This is a genomic window from Halorubrum sp. CGM5_25_10-8B (assembly GCF_005435095.1).
GTDB classification, from domain to species: Archaea; Halobacteriota; Halobacteria; order Halobacteriales; family Haloferacaceae; genus Halorubrum; species Halorubrum ezzemoulense.
On record NZ_SGTY01000002.1, the window covers coordinates 129,280 to 148,094 of the forward strand.

Annotated in this window: 21 protein-coding genes; 8 read left to right on the forward strand and 13 right to left on the reverse strand. The window is 69.3% G+C overall.

Annotated elements, in window-relative coordinates; genetic code table 11:
• Positions 1-36 precede the first annotated feature (36 nt).
• Complete coding sequence (locus tag EXE51_RS02210; protein WP_049932282.1) at positions 37-1,647, forward strand: iron ABC transporter permease; 1,611 nt, start codon at positions 37-39, stop codon at positions 1,645-1,647.
• 158 nt (positions 1,648-1,805) lie between these two features.
• On the opposite strand, the gene EXE51_RS02215 is transcribed toward EXE51_RS02210, so the two are convergent.
• Together EXE51_RS02215 and EXE51_RS17645 are read right to left on the reverse strand one after the other, a co-directional pair.
• The gene (locus EXE51_RS02215; RefSeq protein ID WP_394334817.1) at positions 1,806-2,864 is read right to left on the reverse strand and encodes a sulfite exporter TauE/SafE family protein; all 1,059 of its coding nucleotides are present in this window, start codon (positions 2,862-2,864) and stop codon (positions 1,806-1,808) included.
• Entirely contained in the window at positions 2,854-3,018 is a 165-nt protein-coding gene (locus EXE51_RS17645) for a hypothetical protein (protein ID WP_167373091.1), read from the reverse strand. Before EXE51_RS17645 ends, EXE51_RS02215 begins: the two co-directional genes overlap by 11 nt.
• A 259-nt stretch (positions 3,019-3,277) precedes the next feature.
• On the opposite strand from EXE51_RS17645, the gene EXE51_RS02220 reads away from it, so the two are divergent.
• Complete coding sequence (locus tag EXE51_RS02220; RefSeq protein WP_049932286.1) at positions 3,278-4,123, forward strand: universal stress protein; 846 nt, start codon at positions 3,278-3,280, stop codon at positions 4,121-4,123.
• A gap of 28 nt (positions 4,124-4,151) precedes the next feature.
• On the opposite strand, the gene EXE51_RS02225 is transcribed toward EXE51_RS02220, so the two are convergent.
• From EXE51_RS02225 to EXE51_RS02240, 4 genes are read right to left on the reverse strand one after another with little or no spacing between them, the layout of a single operon-like run.
• Positions 4,152-5,327, reverse strand: coding sequence for an inorganic phosphate transporter (locus EXE51_RS02225; RefSeq protein ID WP_049932287.1), 1,176 nt, complete (start codon positions 5,325-5,327; stop codon positions 4,152-4,154).
• A 12-nt stretch (positions 5,328-5,339) separates the two neighbouring features.
• Positions 5,340-5,798 (reverse strand): YeeE/YedE family protein, encoded by a 459-nt coding sequence (locus EXE51_RS02230; protein ID WP_049932289.1) that lies wholly within the window; start codon positions 5,796-5,798, stop codon positions 5,340-5,342.
• A complete protein-coding gene (locus tag EXE51_RS02235) occupies positions 5,799-6,356 on the reverse strand; it encodes a YeeE/YedE family protein (protein ID WP_137691958.1) in 558 nt (185 codons plus the stop codon).
• Positions 6,357-6,364: 8 nt separating this feature from the next.
• Positions 6,365-7,558, reverse strand: a complete 1,194-nt coding sequence (locus EXE51_RS02240; protein WP_137691959.1) for an MBL fold metallo-hydrolase — start codon at positions 7,556-7,558, stop codon at positions 6,365-6,367.
• A gap of 246 nt (positions 7,559-7,804) precedes the next feature.
• Here EXE51_RS02240 and EXE51_RS02245 point away from each other — a divergent pair, with 246 nt between their 5' ends.
• Entirely contained in the window at positions 7,805-8,050 is a 246-nt protein-coding gene (locus EXE51_RS02245) for a sulfurtransferase TusA family protein (protein ID WP_049932293.1), read from the forward strand.
• A gap of 2 nt (positions 8,051-8,052) precedes the next feature.
• Positions 8,053-8,640, forward strand: coding sequence for a DsrE/DsrF/DrsH-like family protein (locus EXE51_RS02250; RefSeq protein ID WP_086220080.1), 588 nt, complete (start codon positions 8,053-8,055; stop codon positions 8,638-8,640).
• A gap of 144 nt (positions 8,641-8,784) precedes the next feature.
• Here EXE51_RS02250 and EXE51_RS02255 read toward each other — a convergent pair whose 3' ends face one another.
• From EXE51_RS02255 to EXE51_RS02280, 7 genes are all read right to left on the reverse strand, one after another.
• Entirely contained in the window at positions 8,785-9,423 is a 639-nt protein-coding gene (locus EXE51_RS02255; protein WP_049932297.1) for a DUF1641 domain-containing protein, read from the reverse strand.
• A gap of 2 nt (positions 9,424-9,425) precedes the next feature.
• Positions 9,426-10,571 (reverse strand): NAD(P)/FAD-dependent oxidoreductase, encoded by a 1,146-nt coding sequence (locus EXE51_RS02260; protein WP_137691960.1) that lies wholly within the window; start codon positions 10,569-10,571, stop codon positions 9,426-9,428.
• Positions 10,568-10,804, reverse strand: a complete 237-nt coding sequence (locus tag EXE51_RS02265; RefSeq protein ID WP_086216166.1) for a sulfurtransferase TusA family protein — start codon at positions 10,802-10,804, stop codon at positions 10,568-10,570. Before EXE51_RS02265 ends, EXE51_RS02260 begins: the two co-directional genes overlap by 4 nt.
• A 143-nt stretch (positions 10,805-10,947) precedes the next feature.
• On the reverse strand, positions 10,948-11,541 hold the full coding sequence (locus EXE51_RS02270; protein WP_094583387.1) for a class I SAM-dependent methyltransferase: 594 nt from the start codon (positions 11,539-11,541) through the stop codon (positions 10,948-10,950).
• Between the two features lie 2 nt (positions 11,542-11,543).
• Positions 11,544-11,693, reverse strand: a complete 150-nt coding sequence (locus tag EXE51_RS17460) for a hypothetical protein (protein ID WP_158413872.1) — start codon at positions 11,691-11,693, stop codon at positions 11,544-11,546.
• Between the two features lie 87 nt (positions 11,694-11,780).
• A complete protein-coding gene (locus EXE51_RS02275) occupies positions 11,781-13,064 on the reverse strand; it encodes a M20 family metallopeptidase (RefSeq protein ID WP_137691961.1) in 1,284 nt (427 codons plus the stop codon).
• 84 nt (positions 13,065-13,148) lie between these two features.
• Entirely contained in the window at positions 13,149-13,565 is a 417-nt protein-coding gene (locus EXE51_RS02280; RefSeq protein ID WP_049932308.1) for a helix-turn-helix domain-containing protein, read from the reverse strand.
• A 162-nt stretch (positions 13,566-13,727) separates the two neighbouring features.
• On the opposite strand from EXE51_RS02280, the gene EXE51_RS02285 reads away from it, so the two are divergent.
• The 4 genes from EXE51_RS02285 (at position 13,728) to prf1 (ending at position 18,801) form a co-directional block, all read left to right on the forward strand.
• The gene (locus EXE51_RS02285) at positions 13,728-14,168 is read left to right on the forward strand and encodes a DUF302 domain-containing protein (RefSeq protein ID WP_049932310.1); all 441 of its coding nucleotides are present in this window, start codon (positions 13,728-13,730) and stop codon (positions 14,166-14,168) included.
• A gap of 217 nt (positions 14,169-14,385) precedes the next feature.
• The gene (locus EXE51_RS02290; RefSeq protein ID WP_086220086.1) at positions 14,386-15,321 is read left to right on the forward strand and encodes an NAD-dependent epimerase/dehydratase family protein; all 936 of its coding nucleotides are present in this window, start codon (positions 14,386-14,388) and stop codon (positions 15,319-15,321) included.
• 285 nt (positions 15,322-15,606) lie between these two features.
• The gene (gene argS, locus EXE51_RS02295) at positions 15,607-17,415 is read left to right on the forward strand and encodes an arginine--tRNA ligase (protein WP_089308650.1); all 1,809 of its coding nucleotides are present in this window, start codon (positions 15,607-15,609) and stop codon (positions 17,413-17,415) included.
• Between the two features lie 135 nt (positions 17,416-17,550).
• Entirely contained in the window at positions 17,551-18,801 is a 1,251-nt protein-coding gene (gene prf1, locus EXE51_RS02300; protein WP_089308649.1) for a peptide chain release factor aRF-1, read from the forward strand.
• The last annotated feature ends 14 nt before the right edge of the window (positions 18,802-18,815 follow it).

The following is an 18,815-nucleotide window of genomic DNA, read 5'->3' on the forward strand; positions in this document are numbered from 1 at the left end:
CGCGACCACGCTCGGACAGAGACTCTGCCCCGTACAATGACCCTGCGAAACCGGCTCCGCGACCGCTTGACCGACGGCGACGACAGGCTGCCGATCGGGCTCACGCTGCTGTGCGCGGCGATCGCCGCCACGCTCGTGTTCCCGCTGGCGTGGCTCGTCATCGAGGCGATCGCCGTCGACCGCGGGCGCGCGACGGACCTCCTCTTCAGCGCCGGCACCGCGGAGGTCCTCGTCAACAGCCTCCTCTTGATGGCGGGCGTCACCGGCCTCTCGGTCGCGATCGGCGTGCCGCTCGCGTACCTCACCGCCCGGACCGACCTCCCCTTCCGTCGCTTCTGGTCGGTCGCGGCCGCCCTTCCGCTCGTCGTCCCGAGCTACGTGGGAGCCTTCTCGTTCGTCTCCGCGTTCGGCCCGCAGGGCGAGTTCCACGAGGTCCTCGCGCCGCTCGGCGTCCAGCGCGTCCCCGAGATCGGCGGCCTCTCCGGGTCGATCCTCGTCATCACGCTGTACACCTACCCGTACGTCTACCTGACGACCCGGGCCGCGCTGCTGTCGTTCGACACGACGCTGCTGGAGGCCGCCCGGACGCTGAACCACGGGCGGCTCGCGGCGTTCCGCCGCGTGACCCTCCCGACTATTCGGCCGGCGATCGCCGCCGGGTCGCTGCTCGCCGCGCTGTACGCGGTCTCGGACTTCGGGACGCCGTCGATCATGCGGCTCCCGGTGTTCACCCGCCAGATCTACGTCGAGTACAACGCGTTCGGACGCGACTACGCGGCGCTGCTGTCGCTCCAGCTGCTCGTCGTGGTGGTCCTCGTGCTCGCGCTGGAGTGGGCCGTCCGCTCGGACCGCGACACGAGCGGCGACGACGCGGGCCGCACCGACGACCGGGTGTCGCTCGGGTGGCTGCGGTGGCCGGCGACGCTGCTCCCGGCCGGCGTGTCCGCGTTTGCGCTCTTGGTCCCGCTGTGGATCCTCGGGCTGTGGCTCGTTCGCTCGGAGGCCGGCCGCCGCCCCTCGCTCGCGTTCGAGCCGATACAGGTGCTCAACTCGGTGTCCGTCTCGGCGGCCGCGGCGGTCGTCGCCGCGCTGGCCGCCCTCCCGATCGCGTACTTTGCCGCGAACCACGACTCGCCGCTCGCGGTCGTCTTCGAGCGCGCGACGTACGTCGGGTTCGCGGTGCCGGGCATCGTGTTGGCGCTCGCGCTGGTGTACTTCGGCTCCGGCTACGTCCCGTGGCTCTACCAGACGCTCCCCCTGCTGGTGTTCGCCTACGTCGTCCGCTTCCTCCCCCAGGCGGTCGGCTCGGCCCGCACGTCGATCCTCCAGGTCGACCCGCGGCTCGTCGAGGCCGGGCGGACGCTCGGGGAGTCGCCGACCGGCGCGTTCAAGCGCGTCACGTTCCCGCTCACGCGCTCGGGGATCGTCGCCGGGGCCGCGCTCGTGTTCCTCACGACGATGAAGGAGCTACCGGTCACGCTGGTGCTCCGCCCCACGGGGTTCGACACGATCGTCACGCAGATCTGGCGCGCACAGTCGACCGCGCTCTACCAGTACGCCGTGGTGCCGACGCTCATCCTCCTCCTCATCTCCGGGCTCTCGATGGTCGTCCTCCTCACGCAGGAGGGCGGCGAAGAAGGGCTGTGAGGGTCGCGGTCACCGTCCTCGGATGTGGCGGTCCGCGCCGGGTCGCCGCCACCAGATGCGGCGGTCGCCGCCGCTCCCGTCGGTCCGAGAGACCGGTCGCTCTCGATAGTGTTGAAAGAAACTAACAATACCGCGGCCGTGGACTGGAGAAAAACGGGTCAGTCCGCGGCAGACGTCTGCTGTTGACGCGTCACGCGGAGCGAGCTGATCGTCGTGTAGAGGACCGCGAAGGCGACGACGACCGCCGCGCCGATGGTAAGCACCAGTCCGAGCAGTTCGAGCGTCGAGCTGCCGATGTACGAGCCCACTTCGCCGATGCCCACGGCGAGGGCGCCGACGAGCAGCATCCCGCCGAAGTACACCTTGATCTCGTCGGAGTCGACGACGGCGGTCGCGGCGGAGCCGACGCGCGCGCCGAGCGCGCTCCCGAACAGCAGCGGGGCGACGATGCCGAGGCTCACGCCGCCGTCCTGTCCGTAGAGGTAGCTCCCGAGCCCGCCGGAGAAGACGATCTCGAAGAGGTCGGTCCCGACGGCGACGGGCACCGGGACGCCGATCGCGTAGATCATCGCGGGCATCCGGATGAAGCCGCCGCCTACGCCGAGGAACCCGGACAGGACGCCGGTCGAGAAGGCGACGGCCGTGATGACCCACACGGAGACGGTGACGTCGCCGCGGAGCGTCACCATCGGCGGGATCCGAACGGTCCGTTGGATCTTCTTGGCGACGTCGGGGATCTCGTACTCGTCGAGGTCCTTGTCGGCGGCCTCGTGGTCGACGCCGCCGTCGTCGTCGCCCTTGAGGGCGTCGCGCGTGACCATCGCGCCGACGCCGCCGAGCAGGACAACGTAGGCGACGCTGATGACGCCGCCGGCGAGCCCCATCGATTCGAGGTAGTAGACGCTGGCGCGCCCGGCCTCGATGCCGATGGTCGTCCCGGTGATCATGATCACCCCGAGCTTGTAGTCCACCTGCCCGAGGTCGTGGTGTTTCAGCGTCGCGATGACGGCCGTTCCGAAGACGAACGCCATCCCGCTCCCGACGGCGACGGAGGCCGGGTAGTCTAGCATTAGGAGGGCCGGGGTGACGAGGAACGACCCGCCCATGCCGAAGAACCCGAACAGCACCCCGACGACGAGGCCGAACCCGACGAACAGCGCCAACATCTCGGGGCTCGTCTCGAAGATGCCGAGGCCGCCGAGGAAGTTACCGAGCACTGGCGTCACCCCCGACCAAGAGCCGCATCAGATAGGGCCCGACGAGCCGTTCGAGGCCGCCGTACCCCACGTACAACACGAACGCTTCCAGGAGAATCGTGCCGATGAGTAGGACCGTCTCTGGGTCCCACGAGGGTATCTCTAGTCCAGCCATCTATTCGTCCTCCGGCTTCCGAACGCGGAAATTCGGTCTTGGCACATTTCTGCTCGGTGTCCACTATCCGCTTCGTGCCTATAACGGTTTTGGGCTTGATGTACAATACTATATCCCGGTAACCTCGGCGGGAGTACCGATAACTTACAGAGATAATACGGCGCCTCCGTCGGCCCGAGCGCCGGCTACGCGCTCGCGCTCGCTGAAGTATCAAACGACGAACAAAATCGTGTTGTCGCCGCCCGCCGAAGGGATCGACATGAGGGCCCTGTGCGCAACCGACCTGTCGGCCGCCAGCGAGGCGACGATCGAGAACGAGACCTGCCTCGGCTGCCTGGACCGAATCGGCGTCCGGACGGTCCACCTCGTCACGGTCGTCTCGGCGAACGTCCACCCCGGCATGCCCGGCGTCGACTTCGAGGAGCGCCGGCGGCGGGGGCTCGACAGGTACCGCGAGGTGATCGAGGCCGCGGGGTTCGACGTCGAGACGCACGTCGTTCGCGGGACCCCGTACCGCCGCCTCAACGGCATCGCGGAGACCGTTCACGCCGACCTGACGATCGTGGGTTCGCGCGGACAGAGCCCGCTGGAGAACCGGGTCGTCGGCTCGACCGCCCGCAACCTCGCCCGGACCACCGTCGTCCCGCTGCTGGTCAACCGCGTCGAGCGGGCGGCCGACGACCCCGATGTCCTCCGCGAACACCTCTTCCGGCACGTCCTCTTCGCGACAGACTTCTCTGAGCACGCCGACCGGGCGTTCGACGCCTTCTCGTACCTCCGTCGCGCGACCGAGGAGGCGACGCTCGTCCACGTCCGGTCGCCGAAGGACGACGGGCCGGACGCCGGCGGCGGTCCCGCGGAGCGGCTGGCAGAGCGGGCGAGCACGCTGGAGGGCTGGGGGATCGAGACGCGGACCGAGGTCCGCCGCGGCGACCCCGCCGAGGAGATCCTCGCCGTCGAGGCCGAGGTCACTCCGTCGACGGTCCTCGTCGGGTCGAAGGGGCGGAGCCGGATCCGGCGGCTCCTGCTGGGCAGCGTCTCGGAGGAGATCGTCACGCGGGCGACGGGCAACGTCTTCCTCGTCCCGCCGCCTCGGGCGGTTTAAGAGTAGGCGACGCCGCGGCGCGCGCCGATCACAAGACGAGCGCGGCGGCCGCGTACGCGAGCGCGAACGAGAGGCCGAACGAGCCGGCCCACGCCCCCACGGTCGTGAGGATCTTCTCCGCGTCGACGGCCTCCCGACCGCCGACGGCCGCGCCGCTCCCGATGATCGCGCTCACGACGATCTCGTTGAACGAGACCGGCACGCCGAGCAGCACGGCCAGCTGCGCGATCAGGAACGACGGGACGAGTGCCGAGATGGAGCGGCGCGGCCCGAGCGACGAGTAGTCCTGCGCCAGCGACTTTATCATCCGGGGCGCGCCGGTCCACGAGCCGACCAGCATCCCGAGCCCGCCGCCGACGAGGACGGCGGTGGCCGACACCATTCCCACCTCGTCGAGCAGTGGTAGGAGCGGTCCGACCGCGAGCCCGACCTGACTCCCGCCCGCGGAGAACGCGACGAGCGACCCGAGCGCGAGCAGCACGCGCCGCAGCCCGCCCTGCTCGTCGCGGCTCACGTCCCACCAGACGACGGCCGCGACGGCCAGCGCCGCGAGGCCGGTGATCGCGACCGCCGACGCGGTCCCGTCGAGCGACAGGGTCCGCTGTCCGAGACCGCGGACGGTCCCGGGCGCGGTCCCCTCGCCGAGGAAACTGAACCGGACGTTCACGAGGACGCTCCCAACCAGCCCGGCGAGGACCGGGACGCTGTACCGCTCGGGCGCCCCGGGTCGCGGGAGGACGCTGGCGATGGCGAACGCGATGCCGCCGCCGATGAACGGCGTCAGGAGCCAGACGGCGCCGATCTGTTGGTACTTCGCCCAGACCGGCGTCCCGCCGAGCGCGAGCCCGACGCCGATGACGGCGCCGGTCACGGTGAACGCGGTCGCGATCGGAATCCCGGTGGTGATGCCCACCGCCATCAGCCCCGCGCCCAGCACGAGCACGAGGATGACGCCGGCGACGGGCAGGCTGATCCCGCCAACGAGGCCGCTCCCGACGGCCTCAGAGACGTTCCCGCCCTGCGTGACGGCGCCGGCAAAGCCGAAGACGCCGACCAGCAGGGCCGCGCGCATCGTTCCGATGGCGTTCGCGCCGACGGCGGGCGCGAACGGGGTCGCGCCGCTCGACCCGGCGCCGATCACCCACGCCATGAACAGGCTCGCGAGCGCCGCGCCGACGGAGAGGGCGATGAGAGCGGGGTCCATGGAGCCGGTGCGTTAGTCCGCGCCCGCCGCGGCGGCGTCGCGGGCTCCGCTCCGGCTCCGCCAGTACCCCTGCGCGTACGCGCCGACGAACATTCCGCCGAGCGCCCAGAGGATGGTGACGTTACCGACCCCGAGGCTCGCGTACGCCGCGCCCGGACAGATGCCAGAGAGCCCCCAGCCGACGCCGAAGACGGCGCCGCCGACGAGGACGTTCCGGTCGAACGGCTTCAGCCGGCGCTCGTAGGGAGCCCCGGTGAGCGGCGCGGCGTCGCGGATGCGCGGCAGCAGCGCGAACGCGATCCCGGAGACGATCGCGGCCCCGAACATGACGAACGGGAGGCCGAGGTCCTCGAATGTGAGGAAGTTCAGCACGACCTCCGGCCGCGCCATGTGGCTGAACCCGAGTCCGAACCCGAAGATCAGGCCGCCGACGAAGATCAGCGGCTTGAACAGCGGATGTCGGTCCGCCATCTACGGACTCACCCCCAGCGCGGCGACGACCTGGGCGGTCCCGATCGCCACGGCGAGGAACGTCGCGACGCCGACCAGCGACGTCTTCGACGCCGATCCGACGCCGCAGACCCCGTGGCCGGACGTACACCCCTTCCCGATGCGGGTGCCGATCCCGACGAGGATCCCGCCGAAGAACAGCCGCCACGGCTGGACGTCGGTCGCCCAGAGCGTCACGCCGGCGACCTCGTACAGCGTGCCGGTCGTCCCGGGCTCGTAGAGCGGGCTCGTGACTAGCTCCGACTGGAACGTCGCGGCGAACGCGAGCCCGCCGAGGATGATGCCGGCGGTGAACACGAGCCGCCAGTCCCGCGATCCGACGTACCGCCGGAACCGGGACTGGCCGGAGACGTACGACAGCGTCGACTCCAGGAACGTGCTCGCCCCGGCCGGGATACCCGTTCCGACGTAGATGACGACGGTCCCGAGACCGACGAGCAGTCCGCCGACGGCGTACCGGCTGACCCCGTTCGGGAACAGCTCGGCGACCGCCTGCAGCAGTACTGGGTCAGCGACCATCGGCGTCGTCAGTCACCCGCGAGCGAGTCCTGACTGGCGGCGCAGTTGTTCGGCCCGAGCTCCAGGGTGAACGCCTCGTCGTCGTCGACGGCGTTCTGTCCGAGGTTCGTCGCGATGATGTCCTCGTAGTTGGCCGGGCGCGGCGGCATGTCCGAGAGGATCAGGTCGACGAACGCCTGCTCGTCCATCGTGAGCGCGTCCATCTCCTCGACGAGCTCGCCGATCGGCGCCGTGTAGGTGCCGTCGTCGGCCGCGACGGCCGCGTCGCTGAAGTGCGCGCCGCCGATGAGCGTGTCGTCGGGCAGCGTCAGCACCTGCTCCTGAAGTGACTCGTACAGCAGGCGCGCGGCGTCAGGGGCGCCCTCGTCGCCCTCCTCGAGGTCGGGGCGGGCGACGCTCTCGATGAACAGCCCGTCGCCGGTCGCGAGCAGGCTCTCGTCCACGAGGTAGGAGGTCATCCCGGTCGTGTGGCCGGGAGTGTAGACGGTCTCGACGGTGGCGTCGCCGACCGCGAACGTGTCGCCGTCGGCGGCCGTGGTCAGCTCGTCGGCGTACGTGACGCCGCGGTCGACCGCGGCCTCGGGGATGACGCCTTCGACGCCCGCGGCGTCGAGGTCGCGCACGCCCGAGATGTGGTCGGCGTGGACGTGCGTGTCGAGGGCGTAGTTCAGTTCGACGCCGAGCTCGTCGGCGTCGTCGAGGTAGCGGTCGGTGAACGCCCGCAGCGGGTCGATGATCGCGGCCTCCCCGTCGTCGTAGAGGAGGTAGCCGAGACAGCCCGAGGAGGGGCGCTGGTACTGGAGGAGCGTGCCGGCGCCGTCGTAGCGGTCGACCTCGACGGCCTCGTAGATGCTCGCCCAGCCGTTCATCCCGTCTTCGAGGTGGTCGACGTCGTAGCCGCGCTCCGTGAGCGTGCCCGCGACGTACTCGCTGGCGCCGCCCTTCGCGCAGAGGACGGTCACCTCGCGGTCGTCGGGGATCCGGTCGAGAACGTCGTCGTCGATCTCGTCTTCGAGGAACTCGAAGTACGGGACGTTGATCGACGTGACGTTCTCGCCGTCGATGCGCCACTCCTCGTAGTCCGACTGCATGCGCGCGTCGAGGATCGTGACGTCTTCGCCGGCGTCGATTCGGTCTTTGAGCGATTCCGGGTCGACGGAGTCGACGTCGACGTCCGGAGTCGGGAAGTCGTCGGCATTCATGTTTCGCAGTCGTTCATACCGGGTCGACGCACAAAAGCATTTTCATAGTATTTCCTTTTCTAAGCAATACTATATTCAATAGAATCCGGTCCGTATCTTCTACTGTTGTACTCAGGGGCTTATGCGGCGGCTAAACAGGTTTCACTTTATACAGTAGTTGGGAGAATTCCCAAGAACCGACACAGTTTTACTTCACCGGGGGGTATTGTGCGCTAGCTCCAATACAGACACCGGAGCAGATACACAATGAGTGCTGAATTCGACATCGCGGAGACGCTCGACGTGAAAGGCGCATCGTGCCCCATGCCGGTAGTGAAGACGAAGTCCGCCGTCGACGGCCTCGACGCGGGCGAGGTCCTCGAAGTGCTGGCGACCGACCCCGGAAGCATGAGCGACCTCGACGGCTGGGCCGACGGCACCGAGGGCGTCGAGCTCCTCGACCAGACGGAAGGCGACGACGTGTACAAACACTACGTCCGCAAGACGGAGTAACGATGAGCACGGACACACCCGACGCGTCGGCCGACGACGCGCCGACCGACGACGCGCCCTCCCGCGCGGAATTGGCCGCGCGCGTCGACGAGCTCGAGGAGGCGCTCGCCGAGGCCACCGCCGACGACGGCGGCAAGAAGATGAGCATCATCGCCACCAAGGGGACGCTCGACATGGCGTACCCGCCGCTCATCCTCGCCAGCACCGCTGCCGCGTTCGGCTACGAGGTGACCGTCTTCCACACGTTCTGGGGGCTCGACATCCTCCACGAGGAGCGGTCGAAGAACCTCCAGCTCAGCTCCGTCGGCAACCCCAACATGCCCGTGCCGAACGCCGTCGCCGCGCTCCCCGGGATGGACCGCGTCACGACGAAGATGATGGAGCGCCGGATCTCGGACAACGACACCGCCACGATCGAGGAGCTCCTCGAAACGAGCCTCGACATGGGCGTGGAGTTCCAGGCCTGTCAGATGACCATCGACCTGATGGACTACGACGAGGACAACTTCTACGACGGCGTCACCACGGGCGTCGGCGCCGCCACCGCGCTTCAGGACATGGCCGAGGCGGACATCCAACTGCTCGTCTGACCGCCGCGGAACGAGCCCCCGGTTCTGTTTTGCCCGCGCCGTCGCCGGCGTCGTCGCTCCAGACACCCTCGATACAACGCAAAAACAAGTAGTGACCACGACCGACTCCGCCCGCTCGCGCCGCGGAACGGCGCGTCGCCCCCGCTAGCGCGATCCCTCGCTCCGCTCGCGCCCGGCGCGCTCGCGGCCGATCGCGCCCGCCACCGCCAGCAGGTAGCCCAGCCCGTACTGGACGTCCGGGTCGCGCACCCCGCGGATCAGCCCGACGGCCCCGACCCGATCCGGCGGGTCGCGCTCCGCCTCGCCGACCCCCTTCAGCAGCGTCTCGACGCCCTCGCGGGTGTCGTCGTCGGCCGCGGTCTGCGCCACCTCGCCGAGCGCGGCGCCGGTCCCGGCCAGCGACGCGACCATCTCGTCGTCGAGGGCCGCGGTCGCCAGCGACCCGACCTCCGCGACCTCGGCCAGCTCGTCGAGCGTGCCGCTCCGCTGGAGCGTGAGCAGCGTGTCGAGCGCCTCCCGCAGCTCGTCGCCGTTCTCGCCGACCGCCTCGGCCAGCGCCACGGTCTCGTCGGTCGCCAGGCCGTCGGCGGACTCCGCGAGCGTCGACCCCGTGGCCGAGAGCTCGCGGACCATCTCGTCTGAGAGCGCGCCCTCGCCCAGCGAGAGCACGTCCAACAGCTCGTTGACCGCGTCGAGCCGCTCGACGAGCTCGGCGACCGCCTCCGGGTTCTCCGCGATGGCCGCTTCGAGGTCGTCCGGCTCGGGTTCGTGCGTCTCGGACATGGTCAGAGCAACCCTCGCGCGGTGAGCCAGTAGGACTCGTTGTACGCCAGCTTCGACCAGTGGAGCTTCTCCGAGGGCGGCGCGGGCGACGGCGGGCGCTCGTAGTCGAACTCGACGAACGAGGCAGCGTCCATCCCGGTCTCGATGAAGCACAGGGTCTTCCCGTCGTACGTCGCCGTCGCGGGGCGGCCTCGGACCTCGCTGGCGAGGCGCTGGCCGACGACGCCGGCCTGGTAGTGCGCGACGCTGCCCGCGTTCGGGACGCCCGTGTCGGCGGTGTCGCCGAGCGCGTAGACGTTGTCCGCGGCCGCCGCCTCCAGCGTGTGCTTGTCCACGTCGACCCAGCCGTCGTCGCCGAGGCCGGCCTCCTCGATCAGGTCGACGCCGCCGTGAGGCGGAATCGAGACGAGGAGGTCGTAGTCGAGCTCGGTCCCCTCCATCGACGTGATGGTCTCCGCGTCGGGGTCGACAGACTCGGCGTTGAAGAACGTCTCCACGTTGATGTCCCGGTCCTCCATGATGGGACGGGCCCACTCGGCGATGTGGGGATTCCCGTGAACGCGCTGGATCGGGTACGTGTAGGTGACCTCGACGTCCTCGCGCAGGCCGCGCTCGCGGAACCAGTCGTCGGTCATGAAGACGAACTCCAGCGGCGCCGCGGGACACATGTGGGGCGTCCCGATGACGCTCAAGACGAGCTCGCCCTCGGTGAACTCCAGCAGCTCCTCTCGAAGGGCCGTCGCGCCCGACTCGCTGTAGTAGTCGTGTCCGCCCTCGACGAGCCCGGGGATCTGCTCGGGCTCCAGCGTCGACCCGGTCGCCAGCACGAGGTGGTCGTACTCCATCGACGGCTCGGTACCGTCGAACCGGAGCGTCTGCGAATCCGTGTCGATCTCGGACACGCGGTCGATCCGGAGGTCGACCGCGTCGTCGACCAGCTCGTCGAGCGCGCGGCGACCGTCCGCCGGTTCGCGCTTGCCGAACGGCACGTACAGCCAGACCGGCTTGTACACGTGGTCGGGGCCGTCGTTGATCAGAGTGACCTCCACGTCGCCGGCGTCGAGCTCCGGACCGAGCCGGTCGGCGAGGTCGTTGGCGAGCACCGATCCGCCGGTCCCGCCGCCCACGATGACGATGCGTTCGGTCATGCTTTCTCCACGTAGAACGCGTTGTGCTCGTCGAGCTCTTCGACGGCGAGCAGTTCGTTGCCAGCCTCATCGGCCCACTCGGGAACGTCGGTGAGCGACCCGTCGCTGTCGCTCAGGAGCCGGACCACGTCGCCCGACTCCGCGCTCCGGATCGCTCCGATGAGGTCCATCAGGGGGCCGGGGCACGCTGCGCCTCTGGCGTCGACGGTTTCTTCGGGTTCGATGTCGGTCATGGGGGTCTCACACCAGACAGTTACGCGCGTGGCGTATTAGTCTTGTGCGCTCATTCCACAATCTAAAAATCCTCGTGTTCGGCGCGGATCGGTCAGCGTCGGCGGCAGTCGGGGTGTCGCTGACGGTTGGGGCGTCGGCGGCGCTACCGGTCGAACACGACCGCGTAGTGGTACGGCGGCAGATCGACCCGCCGGTCGAGTTCGAACGGCGCCGCCCCCCGGACGGCCTCCGCCGTTTCCTCGGGGTCCATCCGGAGCCCCGTCGGCGGTCCCCGGGGCTCCCCCCCGACGGTCGTCGCTTCGCGCGGCCGGTCGTGCCAGTTGACGACGACCAGGCTGCCGCCGGGCGCGACCGCTCGGAACGTCTCCTCGACGAACTCGGTGCGGTCGTCGACGCCGTGGAAGGTGTTCGCCACGACGAGCACGTCGACCGGCTCCGGGAGGACACCGGTCAGGTCCCGGGCGTCGCCGTGGACCGGGACGACGTTCCCGATCGCCTGTCGCCCGGCGAGCGCGTCGAGCTCGTCGAGCAGCGCCTCGTCCAAGTCGACGGCGTACACGGGCGCGGGCTCGGTGATGCGGGCGGCCGGGAGCGCGAAGTAGCCGCTCCCGCAGCCGACCTCGGCCACCGACAGGCCGGGCTCGACCCCGAGCTGCCGGAGCGTCGCGCCCGGCGTCGGCCAGAGCTTCCCCCACCAGTCCCAGTCGGGCTGGCCGGTGTTCTGGAACCGCTCCATCGTCAGCGGGGGTCCGACGCGCCGGCTCCCGTTCCGTCCGCCGGAAGGCGGCGTCCGTCGCTCCCGCCGCCCGCGAACCCGTATCCGCCGCTCACGGACCCGTCGTCGGCCCCCCGAGGCGGCTCGCTCGTCGCATCGGTCTTGTCCTTCATACCCATACGTGAACCAGTCCGCTATCTAAGTCTTTCTCGACCGTCGCCGATCGGCGTGCCCGAGTCGCCCCGCTCGTCCGCGGGCAGCTAGTCGACCCGAGAGCGCCACGCGGCGGGGAGCCGGGCGTAGACCACCGCGTTGTCGACGAGCGCGTCGACCGGGACGTACTCGTCGGGGGCGTGGAGCGTGTCGGTCCCGAGGGCGAACTCGACGGTCGATATCCCGGCGTTCCGGAGCTTCTTGGCGTCGCCGCCGCCCGTGGCGCTCCGACGGAAGACGCGGTCCCCGGTGACCGCCGCCGCCGTCGACGCGACGGCGTCGACCAGCGGGCTGGCGGGGTCCTCTGTGGTGCCGACGCTCCAGGAAACGTCGGCGACCGTGATTCCCTCGCAGCCGGCGACGCAGTCGCGGATGGCCGCGAGCACGTCGGGCGTGTGGACGCCCGCCGTCAGCCGCACGTCGACCTCGGCGCGGGCGGACCCCGGGACGGCGTTCACCGCGTCGCCGCCCTCGAGGACGCCGAGGTTGATCGACGGGTACCGGAATAGGTCCTGAGCGGCCGCCTCGCCCATCGACGGGGCGTAGTACTCGACCGACTCCTCGACGATCGGCTCCATCTCGGCGTCGATCTCCAGCCGCTCGGCGCCGAACCGCTCGCGTATCGTCTCGACGGCGCCGTAGAGCCGGTCGACCGCGTTGACCCCGAGCATCGGTCGAGAGCCGTGCGCCGCCTCGCCGGCGGCTTCGAGCGTCAGCCAGATGCTCCCCCGGTCCGCGACCGTGACGGAGCGGCGACCCTCCTCGCAGGTCGGCTCGCCGATCACGCACGCGTTCGCGTCGAGCGCTCTGGCATCGAGCAGCGCCGGGAGCCCCGCGTCGCCGCCGACCTCCTCGTCGCTCACGAAGGCGAACAGGAGGTCGACGGGCGGCTCCGCGTCGGTCGCGACGACGGCCCGGAGCGCGAACAGCAGCGACGCCACGGCGCCCTTCATGTCGGTCGCGCCCCGGCCGTAGACGCGGCCGTCGGCGCGTTCGCCGAGCGGGTCGCGCGTCCACGCGCCGGCGTCGAACGGCACGGTGTCGAGGTGTCCGTTGTACAGCAGCGTTCGGTCGGACGCGCCGTCGACCCGGACGAGCAGGTTCGGCTTCGCCGGGTCGACGGCGAACCGCTCGAACTCGACCGGAAGTGGGTCGAGGAACCGCTCGATCGCCGCGACGATCTCGCGCGTATCGCCGGGCGGGTTCGACGTGTCGACCGCGAGCAGATCGAGGGCCAGCGAGACCAGCTCCTCCCGGTTGGCTCGCACGTACTCGGCGGGAGCGTCGTCCGGGTCCGTCGGCGGCCGGGTCGCTCCCGTGTCTTCGGCCATGCCATCCCCTTCGATCCCCAACGATTTATTTATTTTGTATATTTCGCACAATACTAATCGGCGAGCGTCGCGGTCGCCCGCGCGTCACGGTCCGGGCTGGAGCGACCGATCCCCGCGCTCGTCCGCCTCGCCGCCGTACCGGTCCTCGAACTCTTGGATGAGCTGACCGACGGTCGCGTACCAGCTGTTGAGCAGCTGCTGCATCTCGCGAGCGGCCTCCTCGGGCGTTCGCGGCCGGTAGACGTAGTAGTACCCGCCCTGATCGTAGTTCTCCTGTCGCTGGACGACGACGCCGGCGTCCACGAGCCGCGAGATCGACCGGTACGCCGTCGACCGCTCACACTCCAGCCGGTCCGCCACGTCGTCGACGGTGAGCCCTTCGTTCACTCCTTGGAGCGCCTGAAACACCGCCTGATCCCGCTCGTTGAGCCCGTGAATACACTCGAGGAGGTCGATACACCCCAAGTCCCGTTCGAGGTCGTCACGCACTGACGCGGTCATCGTATCGGACAATAGGGCGACAGAGTGGGTTAAAGTTGTTCCTAATTAGTACAATACTACTATAGTCGAGTCGGCGACAGTCCGGTTCAGTTCACGGCTGCTCCGCTCTCTCGGTAGGACATCCGAAGAGCCTTTGTTACGTAGGCCCAAGACGATACACGAATGACGCTTCCGATCGACCCGACGCAGATCGACCCGGACGACATCGGCGAAGAGCAGGCCACCCTCGAGATGGGCCACGAGGAGGCGATCGAACACGTCCGCGAGGTGTTCACCGACGCCGGATTCGGCGTCCCGGTCGAGTTCTCGCCGTCCGAGATGCTCAACGAGAAGGTCGACGCGGGTCGCGACCCCTACTACGTGCTCGGCGCGTGTAACCCGGCTGTCGCCGACCGGGCGCTCGACGCGACCGACAACAAGCTCGGCGCGCTCATGCCGTGTAACGTCGTCGTCTGGGAGGAAGCGCCCGGGACGCAGCGCGTCTATCACGTCTCTATCATGCGTCTCGCTCGCCTCGCGGGCATGGCGCCCGACGACGACGAGATGGCCGGCATCATCGCCGACACCGGCGAGATGGTCGACGAGGCGTTCGAGAACCTCTGACCACGCTCTGACACAGCCGTCCCTACGGCGTCGCCGGCGATCTGCTCGGCGGCACTCGCCGTCGGCGACGATCGGATCGGCGCGGTCTGCGCTCGGATCGGTGCGGCCGGCGCTTCGACCGACACGGACGTGACCCGGTTCCGTTCGCCTCGCCTCCGTGTCGATCCCGCTCGTCGCGATTCCACACCTACTTATCCGCGACCGCCGACGGGCCGATATGGACCTCGCCGATTCGCGCGTCCTCGTCACCGGCGGCGCCGGTCTCGTCGGAAGCCACCTCGCGGCCGACCTGCTCGACCGCGGCGCGACCGTCCGCGTCGCCGACGACCTCTCGAAGGGGACCCGCGACCGCGTCCCCGAGGGCGCGGCGTTCGTCGAAGCGGACATGACCGACCCCGACGACGTGGCGCGCGTCGTCACCGACGACCTCGATGTCGTCTTCCACTTCGCGGCGTACACCGACACGAACTACGACGACGACCGCGCGCTGTTCGAGGAGAACACCGAGATGACGTACAACGTCTTGGAGCGCATGCGCGAGGTCGGCGTCGACCGCTTCGCGTTCACCTCCTCCTCGACGGTGTACGGCGAGGCGCCGCGACCGACCCCCGAGGACTACGCCCCCCTCGAACCGATCTCGATGTACGGCTCCGCGAAGCTCGCGGACGAGGCGCTGATATCGACGTTCGCGCACTCCTACGGCGTCCGGTCGTGGGTGTTCCGGTTCGCGAACATCGTCGGCCCGCGCCAGCGCGGCAACGTGATCCCCGACTTCATCGAGAAGTTAGCCGAGGATCCGACCGAACTGGAGATCCTCGGCGACGGCCGGCAGGAGAAGTCGTACATGCACGTCTCGGAGTGTGTCGACGCCATCCGGCACGTGGTCGAGAACGCAGACGCCGCGTACAACGTCTACAACCTCGGGACGCGGACGACGACCTCCGTCACCGACATCGCCGACATCGTGAGCGAGGAGCTCGGCGTCGACCCGGAGTACGCCTACACCGGCGGCGACCGCGGCTGGACCGGCGACGTACCGAAGATGCGGCTGTCGATCGAGAAGCTCGCCGCCCTCGGGTGGGAGCCGTCGGTCGAGAGCGACGCGGCGGTTCGGCGCAGTGCGCGCGAGCTGATCGACGAGATCGTGGAGTAGCGCGATCCCCTCCGACGAACTCCGCCGGTCGGGTGCGGACCGCGGAGGCACTTCAGTCCCGCCGCAGGCGAACCGAAGGGGGTCCCGAACGCCGACCGGATCGCTCGACTGCCGAAACTGTCCCGATAACCGACCGGAGGCGGCGGCGTCAACGGAGCGATACGGACGGCTGTTGCGCACAACCCGGTGGGTTTCCCGTGGCGGTGTCGCTCGCGGTTCGATCCGCGTCTCCGCCCGCCGCGCCGCTTCGGAAGGGCCTTTTAACCCGCCCGTCGAACGGACGGTATGTTCCGGCAGTTCCGGTCGGAGGTCGAGGCGGCGCTCGCGGACGCGCTCGACTCGCTCGCCCTCCCGACCGACGACCTCGGCATCGAACGCCCGCCCGACGACATGGACGCGACGCTCGCCTCCAGCGTCGCCTTCCGACTCGCGGGCGAGGTCGGCGACGCGCCGCCGAACGTCGCGGCGACTGTCGCCGAGGCGGTGTCGGTCGGGAACGCGGACTACGTCGCGAGCGTCGACACCGCGGGGCCGTACGTCAACTTCCACGCGAACGAGCGCTACCTCGCCGACACGCTCGACGCGGCCGCGGTCGACGCCGACTACGGCGCGCTCCCCGACCGCGACACGAGCGTCGTGGTCGAACACACCAGCGCGAACCCGACCGGCCCCGTCCACGTCGGCCGCGCGCGCAACCCCATCGTCGGCGACGCGGTCGCGAACCTCCTCGCGTACGCCGGCTACGACGTGGACCGCCACTACTACGTCAACGACGCGGGCCGGCAGATGGCGGTGTTCACCTGGGCGTACGAGCGGTTCGACGAGTCGGACCTCGACGCGGAGCCCGCCCGCGACCGCGCCGAGTACGACCTCGTGCGCTACTACCGGAAGGGGAACGCCTTCTTAGAGGAGGCGGACGACGACGCGGTCGAGGCCGCGGAGGCGGAGATCCAGTCGATCCTCCAGGGGCTCGAGGCGGGCGACGAGGAGACGTACGAGCGCGTCGGCGAGGTCGTCGACGCCGTCCTCGGTGGAATGAAGGCGTGCCTCGGCCGCCTCCCCGCGGAGTTCGACGAGTTCGTCAAGGAGACGCGGTTCATGCGCGACGGATCCACCGACGACATCGCGGGCCGGCTGAAAGAGACCGACCACGCCGTCTACGAGGAGGACGCCTGGCAGCTGGAGCTCGACGAGTGGGGGATCGACAAGAACCTCGTCTTCCTCCGCTCGGACGACACGAGCCTCTACACGACCCGCGACCTGGCGCACCACGAGTGGAAGTTCGCGAACTACGACCGCGCCGTCACCGTCCTCGGCGAGGACCACAAGCTCCAGGCCGACCAGCTCGACGCGACCCTCGAACTGCTCGGCAACGACACCGACCGCCTCGGCCACGTCATCTACTCGTACGTCAACCTGCCCGAGGGGAAGATGTCGACCCGGCGGGGGACCGGCGTGATGCTCGACGACCTGCTGGACGAGGCGATCGACCGCGCTCGCGACGCCGTCGAGTCGCGCATGGACGACCGCATCCGCGACGACGACCTCACCGACGAGGACGTCGAGCGCATCGCCCACCAGGTCGGGATCGGCGCGGTCCGGTACGACATCGTCTCCAAACAGCCCGCGAAGGCGATCACCTTCGAGTGGGAGGACGCGCTCGACTTCGAGGCGCAGTCGGCGCCGTTCGTCCAGTACGTCCACGCGCGCTGCGCCGGCATCCTCGGAGAGGCGGCCGCCGCCGGGATCGACGTGCCGGGCGTGACGGCGGACGCCGACGGCGAGGTCGACCCCGACGCCTTGGACGTCGACGCGGGCGCGCTCGAAACCGACGCGGCCCGCGAGCTCCTCCGCGAGGTCGCGCGCTTCCCCGCCGCAATCGAGGCCGCCGCGGACGACTTGGAGCCGCACACGATCGCGACGTTCACCCGCGAGTTCGCGGACGCGTACAACGCCTTCTACCGCGAGTGCCCCGTCGTGACCGCCGAGACCGAGGCCCTGCGGGACGCCCGGCTCGCGCTCGTCGCGGCCGCGAAGCACACGATGGCGAACGCGCTCGACGTGCTGGGCGTCGAGGCGCCGGAGTCGATGTAAATCGAGGGTATCCCGCCCTCCGTCGCCCGGAGCGGGGCTCCGAGCGATCCACCGCCAAACGCGGCCGAGACGGACGCTTCCGCCCGTATCGACAGGTCAAAGATTACTTACACGCACGCGACCGTATTCGGAGTAATGAGTAGCGACGCACAGGAGGCGAACGCGGACCGCCGGAAGTACGAGTTCCGCAAGGTCATCGAGGAACTCAAGGAGTACGAGGGCTCCGGCACCCAGCTCGTCACCATCTACATCCCCGAGGACAGGCAGATCTCCGACGTGGTGGCGCACGTCACCCAAGAGCACAGCGAGGCGTCCAACATCAAGTCCAAGCAGACGCGGACGGCCGTTCAGGACGCGTTGACGTCGATCAAGGACCGGCTGCGCTACTACGACACCTTCCCGCCGGACAACGGGATCGTGATATTCTCGGGCGCCATCGACAGCGGCGGCGGCCAGACCGACATGGTCACCCGGACGCTGGAGTCGCCCCCGCAGCCCGTCGAGTCGTTCCGCTACCACTGCGACTCGGAGTTCCTCACCGAGCCGCTCGAACACATGCTCGAGGACTCCGGGCTGTTCGGGCTCATCGTCTTGGACCGCCGCGAGGCGAACGTCGGCTGGCTGAAGGGGAAACGCGTCGAGGCGGTCAAGTCCGCCTCCTCGCTCGTCCCCGGCAAACAGCGGAAGGGGGGTCAGTCCGCACAGCGATTCGCCCGCCTGCGCCTCGAAGCGATCGACAACTTCTATCAGGAGGTCGCTGGGATGGCCAACGACCTGTTCGTCGACAAGCGCCACGAGCTCGACGGCATCCTCGTCGGCGGTCCCTCGCCGACCAAAGACGAGTTCCTCGACGGCGACTACCTCCACCACGAGCTTCAGGACAAGGTGCTCGGCAAGTTCGACGTGGCCTACACCGATGAGTCCGGCCTGAAAGACCTCGTCGACAACGCCAGCGAGGCGCTCGCCGACCAGGAGATCGTCGAGGACAAACGCAACATGGAAGAGTTCTTCGAGAAGCTCAACACCGGGCAGGAGGCGACCTACGGGTTCGAGCAGACCCGCCGCAACCTGATCATGGGATCGGTGGACCGCCTGCTCATCTCCGAGGACCTTCGCTCCGACGTCGTCGTCTACGAGTGCCCCGACGGCCACGAGGAGTACGAGGTTGTCGACGCCCGCCACTCGACGCCGGACCACGAATGTAGCGAGTGCGGCGAGGCGGCCGAGGTCGAGGAGCGAGAGGACGTCATCGAACACCTGATGGCCATCGCCGAACAGCGCGGGACGGACACGAAGTTCATCTCCACGGACTTCGAGAAGGGCGAACAGCTGCTCGACGCGTTCGGCGGCATCGCCGGTATCCTGCGGTACTCGACCGGAGTCTAAGGACCTCTGAAGAA

Excerpts from the sequence above, each read along its gene's own strand:
- EXE51_RS02240 (WP_137691959.1), bottom strand. The coding sequence starts at position 7,558 with ATGAATGCCGACGACTTCCCGACTCCGGACGTCGACGTCGACTCCGTC.
- argS (WP_089308650.1), top strand. The coding sequence starts at position 15,607 with ATGTTCCGGCAGTTCCGGTCGGAGGTCGAGGCGGCGCTCGCGGACGCG.
- EXE51_RS02260 (WP_137691960.1), bottom strand. The coding sequence starts at position 10,571 with ATGACCGAACGCATCGTCATCGTGGGCGGCGGGACCGGCGGATCGGTG.
- EXE51_RS02220 (WP_049932286.1), top strand. The coding sequence starts at position 3,278 with ATGAGGGCCCTGTGCGCAACCGACCTGTCGGCCGCCAGCGAGGCGACG.
- EXE51_RS02235 (WP_137691958.1), bottom strand. The coding sequence starts at position 6,356 with ATGGTCGCTGACCCAGTACTGCTGCAGGCGGTCGCCGAGCTGTTCCCG.
- EXE51_RS02290 (WP_086220086.1), top strand. The coding sequence starts at position 14,386 with ATGGACCTCGCCGATTCGCGCGTCCTCGTCACCGGCGGCGCCGGTCTC.
- EXE51_RS02230 (WP_049932289.1), bottom strand. The coding sequence starts at position 5,798 with ATGGCGGACCGACATCCGCTGTTCAAGCCGCTGATCTTCGTCGGCGGC.
- EXE51_RS02210 (WP_049932282.1), top strand. The coding sequence starts at position 37 with ATGACCCTGCGAAACCGGCTCCGCGACCGCTTGACCGACGGCGACGAC.
- EXE51_RS02285 (WP_049932310.1), top strand. The coding sequence starts at position 13,728 with ATGACGCTTCCGATCGACCCGACGCAGATCGACCCGGACGACATCGGC.
- EXE51_RS02275 (WP_137691961.1), bottom strand. The coding sequence starts at position 13,064 with ATGGCCGAAGACACGGGAGCGACCCGGCCGCCGACGGACCCGGACGAC.
- EXE51_RS02265 (WP_086216166.1), bottom strand. The coding sequence starts at position 10,804 with ATGACCGACATCGAACCCGAAGAAACCGTCGACGCCAGAGGCGCAGCG.
- EXE51_RS17460 (WP_158413872.1), bottom strand. The coding sequence starts at position 11,693 with ATGAAGGACAAGACCGATGCGACGAGCGAGCCGCCTCGGGGGGCCGAC.
- EXE51_RS02225 (WP_049932287.1), bottom strand. The coding sequence starts at position 5,327 with ATGGACCCCGCTCTCATCGCCCTCTCCGTCGGCGCGGCGCTCGCGAGC.
- EXE51_RS02250 (WP_086220080.1), top strand. The coding sequence starts at position 8,053 with ATGAGCACGGACACACCCGACGCGTCGGCCGACGACGCGCCGACCGAC.
- EXE51_RS02270 (WP_094583387.1), bottom strand. The coding sequence starts at position 11,541 with ATGGAGCGGTTCCAGAACACCGGCCAGCCCGACTGGGACTGGTGGGGG.
- EXE51_RS02280 (WP_049932308.1), bottom strand. The coding sequence starts at position 13,565 with ATGACCGCGTCAGTGCGTGACGACCTCGAACGGGACTTGGGGTGTATC.
- prf1 (WP_089308649.1), top strand. The coding sequence starts at position 17,551 with ATGAGTAGCGACGCACAGGAGGCGAACGCGGACCGCCGGAAGTACGAG.
- EXE51_RS02245 (WP_049932293.1), top strand. The coding sequence starts at position 7,805 with ATGAGTGCTGAATTCGACATCGCGGAGACGCTCGACGTGAAAGGCGCA.
- EXE51_RS02255 (WP_049932297.1), bottom strand. The coding sequence starts at position 9,423 with ATGTCCGAGACGCACGAACCCGAGCCGGACGACCTCGAAGCGGCCATC.
- EXE51_RS17645 (WP_167373091.1), bottom strand. The coding sequence starts at position 3,018 with ATGGCTGGACTAGAGATACCCTCGTGGGACCCAGAGACGGTCCTACTC.